Annotated in this window: 12 protein-coding genes; 9 read left to right on the plus strand and 3 right to left on the minus strand. The window is 62.2% G+C overall.

Annotation, left to right across the window (positions count from 1 at the left end; translation table 11 throughout):
• Positions 1–29 precede the first annotated feature (29 nt).
• Complete coding sequence (locus tag EV679_RS07490) at positions 30–1,763, plus strand: Eco57I restriction-modification methylase domain-containing protein (RefSeq protein ID WP_130486890.1); 1,734 nt, start codon at positions 30–32, stop codon at positions 1,761–1,763.
• Here EV679_RS07490 and EV679_RS07495 read toward each other — a convergent pair.
• Positions 1,707–2,792 carry a restriction endonuclease gene (locus EV679_RS07495; RefSeq protein WP_068368626.1) on the minus strand — a complete coding sequence of 362 codons (1,086 nt, stop codon included), beginning with the start codon at positions 2,790–2,792 and terminating at the stop codon, positions 1,707–1,709. The two genes, EV679_RS07490 and EV679_RS07495, sit on opposite strands and share 57 nt — an antisense overlap.
• 291 nt (positions 2,793–3,083) lie before the next feature.
• Here EV679_RS07495 and EV679_RS07500 point away from each other — a divergent pair, with 291 nt between their 5' ends.
• From EV679_RS07500 to EV679_RS07515, 4 genes are all read left to right on the plus strand, one after another.
• A complete protein-coding gene (locus EV679_RS07500; RefSeq protein WP_068368624.1) occupies positions 3,084–3,854 on the plus strand; it encodes an SDR family NAD(P)-dependent oxidoreductase in 771 nt (256 codons plus the stop codon).
• Positions 3,855–4,028: 174 nt separating this feature from the next.
• On the plus strand, positions 4,029–4,634 hold the full coding sequence (gene gstA / locus EV679_RS07505) for a glutathione transferase GstA (protein ID WP_068368621.1): 606 nt from the start codon (positions 4,029–4,031) through the stop codon (positions 4,632–4,634).
• 282 nt (positions 4,635–4,916) lie between these two features.
• Complete coding sequence (locus tag EV679_RS07510) at positions 4,917–6,158, plus strand: GGDEF domain-containing protein (protein ID WP_165389988.1); 1,242 nt, start codon at positions 4,917–4,919, stop codon at positions 6,156–6,158.
• Positions 6,159–6,376: 218 nt separating this feature from the next.
• A complete protein-coding gene (locus EV679_RS07515) occupies positions 6,377–8,029 on the plus strand; it encodes a DUF4153 domain-containing protein (protein ID WP_165389989.1) in 1,653 nt (550 codons plus the stop codon).
• 51 nt (positions 8,030–8,080) lie between these two features.
• On the opposite strand, the gene EV679_RS07520 is transcribed toward EV679_RS07515, so the two are convergent.
• Together EV679_RS07520 and EV679_RS07525 are read right to left on the minus strand one after the other, a co-directional pair.
• On the minus strand, positions 8,081–8,554 hold the full coding sequence (locus EV679_RS07520) for an NUDIX hydrolase (protein WP_083969452.1): 474 nt from the start codon (positions 8,552–8,554) through the stop codon (positions 8,081–8,083).
• 75 nt (positions 8,555–8,629) lie between these two features.
• On the minus strand, positions 8,630–9,550 hold the full coding sequence (locus tag EV679_RS07525) for a LysR substrate-binding domain-containing protein (protein ID WP_068368611.1): 921 nt from the start codon (positions 9,548–9,550) through the stop codon (positions 8,630–8,632).
• 136 nt (positions 9,551–9,686) lie between these two features.
• On the opposite strand from EV679_RS07525, the gene EV679_RS07530 reads away from it, so the two are divergent.
• The 4 genes from EV679_RS07530 (at position 9,687) to EV679_RS07545 (ending at position 14,092) form a co-directional block, all read left to right on the plus strand.
• The gene (locus tag EV679_RS07530) at positions 9,687–10,934 is read left to right on the plus strand and encodes a metal-dependent hydrolase family protein (protein WP_130486893.1); all 1,248 of its coding nucleotides are present in this window, start codon (positions 9,687–9,689) and stop codon (positions 10,932–10,934) included.
• Positions 10,935–11,047: 113 nt separating this feature from the next.
• The gene (locus EV679_RS07535) at positions 11,048–12,280 is read left to right on the plus strand and encodes an ABC transporter substrate-binding protein (protein WP_207224906.1); all 1,233 of its coding nucleotides are present in this window, start codon (positions 11,048–11,050) and stop codon (positions 12,278–12,280) included.
• 46 nt (positions 12,281–12,326) lie between these two features.
• Positions 12,327–13,202 carry a branched-chain amino acid ABC transporter permease gene (locus EV679_RS07540; protein ID WP_068368605.1) on the plus strand — a complete coding sequence of 292 codons (876 nt, stop codon included), beginning with the start codon at positions 12,327–12,329 and terminating at the stop codon, positions 13,200–13,202.
• 14 nt (positions 13,203–13,216) lie between these two features.
• Positions 13,217–14,092: a branched-chain amino acid ABC transporter permease gene (locus EV679_RS07545; protein ID WP_068368603.1), complete on the plus strand. Its 876-nt coding sequence runs from the start codon at positions 13,217–13,219 to the stop codon at positions 14,090–14,092.
• Positions 14,093–14,098: the final 6 nt, after the last annotated feature.

Here is a 14,098-nt window from a genome sequence, read left to right on the forward strand (position 1 = left end):
CGTCAGCAACAGGCAAGACGGAAGAATTTATGGCAGTTTCCGGCGATGCCGCACCCAGCGGCCGCTATCAGCGGGTTTCCGGAGAAAAAGCCGGTGGCGCAACCTATACGCCGGGCGTTCTCTCGGATTTCGTCGCCGCACGCATGGTGGAAGTCCTGGCGCAATTGCCACAGGGCAGGCGCCTGCGCGTGCTCGACCCCGGCGTGGGCGAGGGTGAGCTGTTGCTTAGTCTCTTGTCGGAACTGCAGCGGCGCGGCGTCACCGATGTAGACGTTCATGCCTTCGAAACCGATGCGGCAGCCCTGGCCGTGACCCGGCAGCGCCTGGAAGCCGTATTTCCGCAGGCGACACTGCATATGATCCATGGCAGCTTCCTGGATTATGCGCTGGCGCAGCCGGATGATCAGGCCGGGCAGGGCAGCGCCTATTTTGATCTGGTGATCGCCAATCCGCCTTATATCCGTACCCAGGTGCTGGGCGCCGTGCAGGCGCGCTGGCTTGCCAGCCAGTTTGGGCTCAAGGGCCGGGTAGATATGTATCACGCCTTTGTGGCGGGTATTGCGCGAGTGTTGCACGTGGGGGGCATGGCTGGCCTGATTGTCTCCAATCGCTTCATGAGCACGCGCTCGGGCGCGGTGGTGCGGGCCATGTTGCGGCGCCATTTCCGTATTCGTCATGTCTGGGACTTGGGCGATACCCGCTTGTTCGATACTGCGGTGCTGCCCGCCGTACTGCTGCTTGAGCGCGGATCACCAGAGGCTGGCGCTGCGACTGCCGGTTTTGTGTCGGCCTATGAGGCAGTCGGGGAGCCGGGCGAAAAAAGCCGGCGCGTACCCGATGCGATCGCGGCGCTGACGCGACCGGGGCTGGCGGCGCTGCCTGATGGTCGCCAGTTGCGCGTGACCCATGGCAAGTTGGATGCCGGGATTCGTCCACAGGACAACTGGCGCATTGCGACCGGTGCCGGGGATGATTGGCTGCGTACGGTCGCTGCCCACACCTGGAAGCATTTTGGCAACCTGGGCAAGATCCGCGTGGGGGTCAAGACCTGTGCCGACAAGGTATTCATCCGCCAGGATTGGCAACAGGCGGTGCCGGGCGGCTTGCCCGAACTGTTGCGGCCCTTGACCACGCACCATATCGCACGGCGCTTTCGTGCCGAAGCACCGGCGCGGCAGATTCTTTATCCCCATGGTTCGCTGGAAGGACGGCGCATTGCGCTGGACCTGGAGCAATTCCCGCGCAGCGCCGCCTACCTGGAACAGCATCGGGCCACGCTGGCGGCACGCAGCTACGTGACGGAAGGCGGACGCCACTGGTATGAAATCTGGGTGCCGCAGGACCCGGCGCGCTGGGCCTTGCCCAAGCTGGTGTTCCGCGATATTGCCGAAGCGCCAACCTTCTGGGTTGACCTGGAAGGCAGCGTCGTCAATGGCGACTGCTATTGGCTGGCGGCGGAAACCCCCGAAGCGGAAGCCCTGTTGTGGCTGGCGGCCGCAGTGGCCAATTCTTCGTTCATCGAGCGTTTCTACGACGAGAACTTCCAGAACAAGCTGTATGCCGGGCGGCGCCGTTTCATTACTCAGTATGTCGAGCGTTTCCCCTTGCCGGACCCGGATTTGCCGCTGAGCCAGGAAATCGCGGCGGCGGCCCGGCGCATCCATGAACTGGCCGGTACTCCCGAGGCCGAAGTGATGGAACGTGAACTAGATCAGCAGGTCTGGCGCGTGTTCGGCGTCGGCTCGAAAAAAGCCGGCCGGTAAGGGAATCTGCAGTTTCTTGTTCAGGCCTTTGCCCTGGAATTGGGTAAAGCGGGTAAAAAAGTCTTCCCCCGTGCTGACGATAAGATGCGTCAGCGTCACCATGCGCCCGTCGGTACGGGCATAGAACACGGCATAGCGGACATCGCAATGGCGCGGCTGGTGGCCGTCGAGCTGCGGCACATCCAGCAGGTCCGGCCCGGAGGGCAAGGCCAGGCCCAGGTCTATCGTTGGGCTGGTCTGCAGCTTGACTTCCAGCAGTTGCTGCCGCACATCGGGAAACTGGCCGTCATCCAGGTAATGCTGGTAGCCCAACTGGCGGCAAACAAGTGCGTGCAGGCCGGCGCCACGATTGCGTTCCTGGTCTGCGCCCAGGTCGGGGAAGCTGCTGCCTACCAGTGGCGCCAGCCGCTGGTATATCTCGGCGACAGGCAGCAGGGCGCCAGCGGTTGGGTAGGATACCGGCGTGACCGTGGATAGCTGCAGGCCTGGCCGGGTCAGGGGCTGAATGGCAGTGGTGTCCTGCAGGGAGACCAGTTCGGCAGTTTCGTCGCCGACCAGGCAGCGCGCCTGGTATTTCTGGGTCAATGTGCCAGTGGTGTCCAGTTGTGCCAGCGTATCTCCCGTGACCACGCGCACCTGGCTGATGCAATCGGCGGCGTTGACGCGGATCAGCACGTAGCGGCGCGATGGGGAAAGTTCTTCGTTCCAGACCTGAAGATTATTGGCTTTTTGTACATAAGTATCGAATAGCTGACCGGGAAAACGCGGCTGCACCTTGCGAAACGATGGCGGCAGGGGATAGCCCAGGGCGGTGCAGACATATTGCTTGGCGACCTTGGAACGGGTGCGCAGCGGCAATCCGGCCAGCGATTGGCCGCGCAGCGCGTCATCCAGCAGCTTTTCCAGATCCGGGGTGGGAATCCAGAACGCGGGATCGCCGACGGCGATAGGATCGTAGATGCTCAGGCCGGCGGCACGGATGTTTTCGACGTAGGGAATGGCAGGGGGTGTAGCGGCGGTCACTGGCATGGGGGAAACATTCATGAAACAGCGGGGCGGGCAGGGCTGGCAAGCAGGCGCAGCCCGTTAATCCCCGGCATTGTAGGACAGCATCAAGCTGCATTGCCCGAGGCAGGCCAGACCGGTGCCGCTGCTCAGGCAAGCGGCTGCCGTTCAACCCGGGCGGCTGATTCATATGCTCATGCTTGTGTGGCCGGAACGGAAAGCGATAATCTAGGCGATTGGTTACGCGCAGCTGCCATTCAGGTCCGGCCTTGGTCCTGTGCCGTGCCTATTTATTTGATTCATCGGGATATCGACATGAGCAAGCAAAAAGTGGTTTTCATTACCGGGGCGACCTCGGGCTTCGGCCGTGCCACGGCACGCCGCTTCGCCGACGCAGGCTGGGCCCTGGTGCTGTCAGGACGGCGTTACGAGCGCCTGGAAGCGCTCAAGCAGGAATTGCAGGGCAAGGTGCCGGTGCATATCGCTGCCCTGGATGTCCGCGATGCCGAGGCGGTCAGCGCCATGGTTGCCGCCGTACCGGAGGCGTTCCGCCCGATCACCACGCTGGTCAACAACGCCGGCCTGGCGCTGGCGCCGGAACCCGCGCAGAAGGTGGCGCTGGAGGACTGGCACACCATGATTGATACCAACGTCAAGGGCCTGGTCAATGTGACGCACGCCCTGCTGCCGCAACTGCTGGAAACCGGTGCGGGGGCGAGCATCGTCAACCTGGGGTCCGTGGCAGGCCAATGGCCGTATCCCGGCAGCCATGTCTACGGGGCGTCCAAGGCCTTCGTCAAGCAATTTTCCTACAACCTGCGCTGTGACCTGATCTCCACCGGCGTGCGCGTGACCGACCTGGCGCCGGGCATGGCCGAAACGGAGTTCACGTTGGTGCGTACCCGGGGCGACCAGGGGGCGTCGGAAAAGCTTTACCGTGGGACGCATCCGCTGTCGGCCGAAGATATCGCCGAGCAGATCTTCTATATTGCGACGCTGCCGCCGCACATCAATATCAATCGCCTGGAGATCATGCCCAGCCGCCAGGCCTGGGCGCCGTTTGCGGTGGACCGCGACCCGGCTTGAGTCCGGGGGCAGGGTGATATCGCCAGTCTTATCGGGTGCGGGTGCGCCGGGGTTCTGCCGGCGCGCATGGCCGTTGCCTTCTACGCTGGCGCAAGTCGGTGCCGGTCGTTATGATGGCCTGCTGGCCGCCGCCAGGTGGCGGCATGTCCTTCCTGCCAACTGGAGATAGACGGCATGAAACTCTACTATATGCCCGGCGCCTGCGCGCTGGCGCCTCATATTGTTGCCAACGAACTGGGTATCAAGCTGGACCTGGTCCGCGTCAGCATGTCCACCAAGAAAACCGAGCACGGTGACGACTATCTGGCCATCAACCCGAATGGCTACGTTCCGGCGTTGGTGCTGGACGATGGCCAGGTGCTGCTGGAGGTTGCGGCGCTGGTGCAATACCTGGCGGACCAGAAACCCGGGAGCGGGCTGTTCCCGCCTGTCGGCGAAATGAGCCGCTATCGCGTGCTGGAAGCCCTGTCTTTTGCTGGCAGTGAACTGCACAAGGGGTTTGCGCCGTTCTTCAAGCCCGGTACGCCCGAAGAAACCAAGGAAGCCAGCCGCCAGCAGCTGCAAAAACGCATCGGCTACGTGGACAGCCTGCTGGCCCGGCAAGCCTATATTGCCGGTGATGCCTATACGATTGGCGATGTGTATCTCTGGGTGGTGTTGAGCTGGGCGCGTATCGTCAAGTTCGACCTGTCGCCCTACGCCAACGTGCAGCGCTGGCAGGCGGCGGTAGCGGCACGGCCGGCCGTCCAGCTCAGCCTCAAGGAAGAAGGACTGGCCTGAGCGGTGCCTGGGGCGCGGCTGGTGTCACCGGACTGCGCCCGATGGGAAAATCCAACTATGTCGGGAAATTCAGGCAAGGTTAGAATAATCAAAAATTTGTGATGATATGACCACTTGCCGATGTGCGATGCCGGCTGCGGGCCGAGTTCGGGCAAGGCAGTGTTCATATGGTGCCGGGAAGACTCCCGCAGGAAGGAAACCAAACCGGCGATCGCGGGTCTGATTTCCCTGAATGCGCGAGTTGACCAGTCCGACGCGTGCCATGCTTATCTTGCCTGCCTCATGCCAGATCCCGTCAGCATTTTTATCGTCACTATCGTTTCCGCCCTGATGAGCCTCGGGGTACTGGGTTCCATGTTGCGCACCCGGGTTTCCGGCGTGCGCGACTGGCTCGTGGGCTGTTCACTCTCCATTTTTTCCCTGCTGCTGATTTGCACGCAAAGCTATGGCTGGCCCAAGGCGATATCGGTGCTTTTGGCCAATCAGTTGCTGATGCTGGGCTTGCTGATCATTCTGCAGGGGTGCCGGAAATTCGCCGGAACCAAGCCAGTCAAGAGCGGTGAATACGTGGCCTGGCTGCTCATCTTGGCCGGGCTGGCGTACTGGACCTACCAGTACGATAACGTCAACGCCCGCATCGCCCTGGTGTCCGCCTTCCATGCCTATATCTACTTTTCGGTGGCGTGGATCAGCTACCGCATCCGCCCGGACGGCCATTTTTCCTATGCCTACCGTTTTGTCTGCGTTGCCGCTGCGATAGGCGGCCTGGCGCACGCGGCACGCGGCCTGGCCTATGGGCTGGGTTGGCTGCACCAGACCAGCGTGCTGGAATCCTCGGTCGCCACCACGCTGTTCCTGGGGCTGGCAATCGTGGCCCTGCCTTGCCTGGCGGCGGGTATGGTCATGTTGGTGCATGATCGGCTGGTGCGCCGGCTGGAGCATATGGCCAGTGTCGATGAACTGACTGGCGCGTTGATGCGGCGTACCTGCCTGCAACAAGCGGAACGGGCCCTGCGCACGGCCGTGCGCACCGGCCGGCCGCTGTCGCTGGCGATGATAGACCTGGATCGTTTCAAGGCCATCAACGATAGCCGCGGCCACGCCGTAGGCGATCGTGTGCTCAAGCATTTCGGCGGTCTGGTTGGCGGTAGCCTGCGGGCCAGCGATATTTTCGGGCGGATGGGGGGCGAAGAGTTCATCGTCATCAGTCCGGAAACCTCACAGGCCGAGGGCGTCAAGATGCTGGAGCGCATGCAGCGGCTGATCCAGACGGTGCCATGCATGGTGGATGGGGCAGAACTGCCCTATACCTTCAGCGCTGGGGTGGGGGTCTACAAGCCGGGCGAAACGCTGGCAGAACTGATGGCCAGGGTGGATGAAACCCTGTATGTCGCGAAATCCAGGGGGCGCGACTGCATCGTTGAAGCGCCACCCGAATGGCGCATCGAGAAACCCGTGGCGGTGGGAGTGCAAGCGCGCTCGCCGCTCGCCGGACAACAGGCGGAAGGCAAGGCCTGCCCCTGAGCCTGGTGCCCGCAGCAATTTCTCGCAAACGTTGCAGATGTGTTACGACACCACGGTGCCGCGTGCGTGGGCAGATCGTGCCAGGATGGCATACTGCCGTTGTCGTGGCGCTGGCCGTAGGCTCGCGCCGGTTTCGAATGTCTATCTTCAAGCAGCGTATGAGCCTGGCAAATCCCGTTTATCAGAGACGTTTTCAATTAGGTACGGCTGGCGTACTTATGGGCCTGTTGTGCTGGTGGCTGTTTACCTTGCTGAACCAGGCCGAGGACAAGGCCACTTGGGTAATTTTGCTGGTAGCGGCGGGAACCTTGGGTTTTGCTGCCCTGTCGTTGCTGCCCAGGTTGCCGCTGCTGCGAGCGCTGAGCGCAGCGGGGGGGCTGGCGTTGCTGAGTGGCGTATTGGTGTTGATCGGCATGGGAGGCTATGCCGAAGTGGAGCAGTTCCTCCAGGCGCCGCAAATGTGGGTGGGCATGGCACTGCTGCCCGTGATTGCCGTGCCCTTTCTTGCAGCAGGGTTGTCGCAGCCGGGCGGCTGGCGCGACTACCGGCTCTTGTTCGCCCATAGCTGGGATATTGTTTGCGCCTGGGCGGCTGCCTTCGTTTTTTCGGGCATCGCCTGGGTGGTGTTGATCGCCAGCAGCGAGCTGCTGGGTTTTGTCGGCATCGACATCGTGCGGGACGTACTGACCCATGCCCCGGTAACCGTCATGGTGACGGGCTGCCTGCTCGGTTTGGGCCTGGCGGTTTCGTCCGAGCTGGGCAGCTATGTCTCTCCGGTCCTGCTGCTGCGTTTGTTGCGCCTGCTGACCCCGGTGCTTTTCGTCGTCATGGTGGTCTTCATCGTGGCTTTGCCGTTCCGGGGCACGATAGGCCTGTCGCTGGCAGCATTGTGTGTTTGCGCGGTGTTCGGTGCCTCGACCCTGATTTCCGCGGTGATCGCCGAAGATGATGAAAATGCCAGCCCATCGCCACTGCTGCGCGCTGCCTCGCGAGGCCTGGGACTGCTCATGCCGCTGTTTGCCGGCGTGGCGGTATGGGCCGTCTGGCTGCGTATCGACCAGCACGGCTTGACGCCGCAGCGGGTATGCGCCCTGACCGCAGTCCTGGTGGCGGCGGGCTACGCAATCTGCTACTTCTGGGCAGTGTTGCGGCGCCAGGCCTGGATGGCAAGGGTGCGCCAGGCGAATATCGTCATGGCGCTGGCAATGGCGCTGCTGGCGGTATTGTGGCTGGCGCGCTTGTTGTCTCCGGAGGCGCTGTCGGTCTGGTCGCAGGTATCGCGTTTCGAGGCGGGCCTTCTGCCGCCGGAACAGGTGCCGCTGTCGGAAATGCAATCTTCCTGGGGTAAGCCAGGCCAGCGTGCGCTGGAACGGCTGACCGGGGCGGGCGGGCCGTTGGAAGGCCGTCTGGACCAAGCGTTAAATCAGGAAGAAGACGATCGCAGCGAAGAGAAAATGCGGCAGTTGCTGGTGACTCTCTTGCCCAGCCTGCCGGCAGACCACGCATTGCGCGAAGACCTGGCCGGCAATTATCCAGGCTGGGACGTGGAGCAAGTGCTGCGTTCTTGCCGTGTGCTGACGCCTGCGGGGCATCCGAGCTGCCTGGTGGTGTTTGCCCGCCTGGACCCAGCCTTGCCGGGCGAACTGGCCATCGTATTTGCCAATGAGTCCGTGGAAGGCATCAGCGTGTTTTCGCAAAGCGGCGAGGATGGCGCCTGGCGGCGTGAGCGGGACTGGGGGCAGGGGGTGAACCGGCTGGATGCTGCCGCCTTGATCGACCGCCTGTATGCAGATGGCCTGCAGATCGTTACCCCGCCGTTCCAGGTGCTGCAGCTGGGGGACGGATACATAGGCGTGTTGCCTGATCGGTGATCGAAATGCCGGCTTGCCGGCACCAGTTTGCAGCGGGCCGGGCAGGGGCGTTCAGGCCAGCAGCCCGCGTTCGCGCAGAATGCCGAACATGGTCAGCACGCCCGGTACCTGTACGGGTTGCTGCCGGTATTCGGCAAAAGAAAAATAGCGGGCATCACCGATTTCCTGGCTGGCAATGAAGCGGTCGTCCCGGGCGTCATAGAGAAAGCAGTCCTGTTCCATCACCACGTTGGGCGCCTCGCCATAGGCGGGGGCGGAAACATGGCAGAGAAACTGCAAGCGCCCGGTATCCAGCACCAGGTCCAGTTCTTCTTCGATTTCGCGCAGCAGCGCCTGCTGCGCATTTTCTCCCGCATCTATTTTGCCGCCGGGCAGGTACCAGGCTTGTTTGTTGTTGCTGAAGGCCAGCAACAGGGATTGCTCCTTGAGCACCACCAGCGCGGCGGTTGCAAGGGCAACGGTGGGGCCTGCGGGGGCGGTGGCAACCGGGCTATCGGCGGAAGACGGCTGGTTTTTTGCGGTCATGCGTGCGGGAAAGAAAACGAGTCGGGAATGCGGCCATGAATAGCGCCATGAATGCGGTCATTCTAGCCCGCCGCTTCAGGCCGGTCGGGACTGGGTATGTACGTATGAAGGCAAGTCCAGGCTCATCAGCCAGTTGACGAAGGTGCTGACGGCCTGCACGTTACTGCGTTCCTTGCGCACGCACAGGAAGTAACCCTGGCGCGCCAGTTCCGGTGTGGGAACGGGTTCGATCAGTTCCTGGCTGCGCAGGGGCTGCGTGACCAGGCAGCGCGGCACCAGGCCCACGCCCATGCCCAGCTTGGCCGCAGCGATGATCATGTCGTACTGGCCGAAATTGGGGCCAAGATGCGCTGTGGAAACCGGCAGTTTGCGTTCACGGAACCACTGTACCCAGGCATGCGGCACGTTGAAGTGCTGCAGCAGCGTGGCATCCGGGAAACGGGAGACATCCTGCAGCCCGCACGCCTGTGCATAGGCTGGCGAACACACCACGGCTTGTTTCTTGCCGACCAGATAGCTGGAAATCATCGCGGGCCAGGCGCCTTCGCCGAACTGTATGGCAACGTCGATATGTTCGTTGGCCAGGAAATTCTGCTGGTGATCGTGCGGGGTGAAGTTCAGCCGTATGGATGGATGCTCACGGTAGAAGTCCACCAGCAGTGGCATCAGCAGGTAGGTGGCCAGTGTGGGGGGCACGGAGATCGTGACGTATTGACGCTGCCCGCGCCCGGAGACGATGTGGTTGCTGGCGTCCACCAGAATGCGCAGTGCTTCCTGCGCCTGTTCCAGCAGGAATTCGCCAGCCTCGGTGAGTAGCAGGCGATTGTTCTGGCGCATGAACAGCGGGGTGCCCAGATAAGTTTCCAGGTTGGCGACCTGCCGGCTGATGGCTCCCTGGGTAACGAACAGTTCGCTGGCGGCCTTGGTGAAACTGGAATGCCGGGCGGCGGCTTCAAAAGCCTGCAGCTCGGTGATGGAGGGACATATTTTTTTCATTGGTCGAAAGTGCCATTCCCAAATGTCATGCGTGCATCAGATTTTTTGGTTTGCCGGGTCTCGGGGCTGTTCTTATCCTTGGCACATAAGGTAACAACAAAAACACAATACAGGACTGTCGAGGAGGTGGTTGGGTATGGAAACCGGAGACATCGGGGGTGTGTCCTTCAAGCATTGCACGATTCTGCACCCGGAAACGGGGCTGCTGGAATCGGGCCGCAGTATCGAGGTGCGTGATGGCCGCATTGCGGCCATCACGGAGGACGCAGCAGCGCCGGCCGATGCGATAGACGTCGGCGGGTTGACTGTCATGCCGGGCATGATCGACTGCCACGTGCATGCCATTGCGTCCGACATGAATCTGGGCCGCAATGCCATGGTGCCCAATATTCTCATCAGCTTCCGTGCCATTCCCATTCTGGAGGGGATGCTGCAACGTGGCTTCACGACAGTGCGCGATGCCGGGGGGGCGGATTTTTCGCTGGCCCAGGCAACCGCAACCGGGCTGGTGGCCGGACCGCGCATTTTCCCATCGGGCAGGGCCTTGTCGCAGACAGGGGGGCACGGTGATTTCCGCGCCCGCAACGATGTGATCGAGCCGTGCGCCTGTAGCCACCGGCTGGGTGCAATCGCTCGTGTCGTCGATGGTGTGGATAATGTCCGGCTGGCCGTTCGCGAGGAGATCCAGAAAGGCGCAACGCAGATCAAGGTCATGGCCTCTGGCGGTGTGGCTTCGCCCAACGACCCGATTCATTTCCTGGGCTATTCCGAAGCCGAATTGCGCGCCATCGTTGAAGAAGCCGCCAATGCCGGCACCTACGTGATGGCGCACGCGTACACGCCCCGGGCGATCGAGCGTGCAGTCCAGTGCGGTGTGCGCACCATTGAGCATGGCAACCTGCTTGATGATGCCAGCGCGGCGGTCATGGCGCGCCATGGCGCGTATCTGGTGCCGACCAATATCACCTACGACGCGCTGTTTCGCGACGGGCCGCGCTATGGCTTTCCGGATGAACTGCGGCCAAAAATCGACGATGTGCGCGAAGCCGGGTTGAGGGCGCTGGCAGTGGCCACCCGCGCAGGCGTGAAAATCGCGTTCGGTTCGGACCTGCTGGGCGCTACCCATGAGCAGCAGGCCAGGGAGCTGGCGCTGCATGCGGATGTTCTAGGCAATTTGTCCGCCATCCGTTCGGCGACGACGGTGGCCGCCGAGGTGCTGCAGCAGGAAGGACTGCTGGGCACCATCCGTCCGGGCGCACATGCCGACCTGTTGTTCGTGGATGGCAACCCGCTGGAAGATATCAATGTACTGCTGGACCAGGGCGCGCGCCTGCGCGGCATCATGAAGCAGGGGACGTGGATGAAAAATACCTTGCGCCGTTGATACGGCGCCGCGTGCCCGGACCGGGGGAGGAGGGCCGGGCGCGCATGGCGGTTTCACGCGGGTACCAGCGACGAGCGCGGACCTACAACAATAAAAGCATCAGGAGAAGACAAATGAAAAAGCAGACCTTCAAGCGCCGCGACATGATCAAGGCAACAGGGGCGCTGGCAGTGGCGTTGGCCCTGTCGGCGGGTGTGCAGGCGCAGTCCGGCGGTGAATTGTTGATCGGCGGGCTGGTGCCTGTCACCGGGGCCGGCGCGCCTTACGGCGGCAATATGCTCAAGGCCATGGAGATCGGCGTCAAGGAAGTGAATGACGCGGGCGGCATGGCGGGGCGTTCCCTGCGCCTGATCGCCGAAGACAGCCAGACCCAGCCGCAAGCTGCCGTGCTCGCCGCCAAGAAACTCATCGAAATCAACAAGGTGCAGGCCATCCTGGGTACCTGGGCGTCGGGCGTGACGCTGGCCGTGCTGCCGCTGACCGACGCCGCCAACATTATCCAGATGAATGTGTCTGGAGCGCCCGCAATTTCAGAAATCGACAAAAAAGACCTGGTCTGGCGTTTCCAGGCGACCAATGACCGCTTTGGCCGCGCCTTTGCAGAAATTGCAGCCAAGAATGGCTACAAGAAGCCAGCGACCATGGCTTTCAACAATGCCTCGGGGCGCGGCAATACTGATGGCTTCATCAAGGCCTGGGAGGCCAAGGGGGGAAAGGTACTGGCCAATGTGGTGTATGAGCCCAACCGGAGCAGCTACCGCTCGGAATTGCAGAAGGTGCTGGCAACCGATCCGGACGTGATCGTCATGGGTTCCTACCTGCCAGATACCACCATCATCCTGCGCGAGTGGTTCCATTCCGGCGCCGAGAATGCCTGGATCATTCCCGGCTGGGCCGCCAATACCGAACTGGTCCAGGCGCTGGGCCAGGAAGTGACCGATGGCATCATTTCCGTCGATACGGTTTCCAACTCCGATGCCGACAGCTACAAGGACCTGAACCAGCGCTATCGCCAGGCAACCGGCGCAGACCTGGCCGATAACGTCTATGCGGCCATGACCTACGACATGGTGATCAGCCTGGCGCTGGCTGCGCACAAGGCGGGCGCCGACGCCACGCCGCAGCAGATCAGCGACCAGATCCGAGCAGTCTCCAATCCGGACGGAGAAAAGGTCTATTCCTATGCGCAGGGCAAGGCACTGCTGGATGCAGGCAAGGACATCGACTACGAAGGGGCGTCCAGCCGCCTGAATTTCGACGAATACGGCGATTCCAACCCGGATTTCGGCGTCTATGCGATCAGGGACGGCAAGTTCGAGCGCGTCGACACGATTTCGCTGGACTGATTGCCCGGGCGACCGGTTCTGTTTCATTGCTGGAGCGTCGTCGGATATGTCCGGTACTTTCTTCATCAACCTGATCCTCAATGGTCTCATCGAGGGCATGGTCATCGCGCTGCCGGCGCTGGCCCTGACCCTGGTGCTGGACATTTCGAAGTTCCCCAACGTTGCGGTGGGTGACACCATGACAGTGGGGGCTTATGCCGCACTGGCATTCCAGTCGGTCGGACTGCCTTATTTCGCGCTTTCGGTCGGCGGCGCGATGGCCGTGTGCATGGTGCTCAGCCTGGCGACCTGGCATTTTGTCTTCCGGCGCCTGAGCAAGGCGTCCATGGTGGTCAATCTGCTGGCGGCCGTCGGGTTGGCCTTCATGATGCGCAGCGTGCTGCAACTGCTGGTCAGCAGCCAGCCCCAGGTGTACGACTTTCCCCTGGTGCGCGCCTGGAATTTCCACGGCGTTCGGCTGCTGCCCGCTGACCTCTGGGTGCTGTTGACCAGCGTCGCCACGTTGCTGGTGGTGTTCGGCATCTTCCGCTACACGGACCTGGGCCGCCGGCTGCGGGCCATTGCTGACAACCCGGAGCTGGCGCGCGCCAGTGCGATAAGGTCGCGCTGGCCGGTCTGGTTCCTCTGGGCCCTGTTCGGCGCATTGTCCGCGCTGGGCGGGGTGCTGATCGCATCCAAAAGCGTGTTGCTGCCGGAGTTCGGCTGGGAATTCGTGATTCCTGCGTTTTCTGCCGTCATCCTGGGTGGCATCGGCAATCCGGTCGGCGCGGTGCTGGGCGCTGTGTTGATGGGCGTGGCGCAGGAGCTGTCAGTCGCATTCGTCGGCCCCAGCTACAAGATCGTCGTCTCCTTCGCCGTGCTGATACTGGTTCTGATGCTGCGCCCCTCGGGCCTGCTCGGCACCGTTGAAAAGTCTCGTTGAACCAAGGGATAGCCATGGAAGCGTATCTGCTATCTATCTGCATCATCGGGGCCATCTATGCCCTGTTGGCCATCGGCCTGAACATCCAGTACGGCGAGACGGGCCTGATCAATTTCGGGCACGTGGCCTACTTTGCCATTGGCGCCTACGCGACGGCGATTCTGTCGCAGCGCGGCGTGCCCATTGTCTTGTCCATGGTGCTGGCCGGCCTGATCGCGGCGCTGGCGGCCATTCCCATCGGCATGGCCGCCCTGCGGCTCAAGGAGGACTACTTCGCCATCGTGACGCTGGGCTTTGCCGAAACTGTGCGCATCGTCGTCCAGCAGGAGGATTGGCTGACCAATGGGGTTCAGGGCATTGCCTCCATTCCGCCGCTTACGGCCTGGGCGGGCGCCAGCCAGAATCGCATGTTCGCGCTGATCATCATCGCGACGGTATTGCTGGCCATGCTGGCGGTCTATCTGTTGCAGCACAGCAGTTTCGGCCGCGTGCTGCGCGCCATCCGTGACAACGAAGTGGCAGTGGTAGCACTGGGAAAGAAAACCTCGGTCTTCAAGATCAAGGTCTTGATGTTCGGCTCGTTCCTGGGCGGATTGGCCGGGGCGTTCTATGCACATTTCATCAGCTATATCTCGCCCGAGCAGTTCATCTCGCTGGTGACTTTCTACGTGTGGATGTCCATCATCCTGGGGGGCGTCGGCACCATGCGCGGCGCCTTGCTGGGCAGCCTGGTGCTGGTGCTGATCCTGGAAGGGTCGCGTTTCCTGGGGGATTTCCTGCCGGGTATTTCCGACGTGCAATTGGCGCATATCCGCCTGGGTGTCATCGGCTGCGTGCTGGTGGCGTTCAGCCTGTTTCGGCCGCAAGGCATCTTCGGCAAAGCACAGTAAGGGGGC

It is taken from the genome of Kerstersia gyiorum (assembly GCF_004216755.1).
GTDB classification, from domain to species: Bacteria; Pseudomonadota; Gammaproteobacteria; order Burkholderiales; family Burkholderiaceae_B; genus Kerstersia; species Kerstersia gyiorum.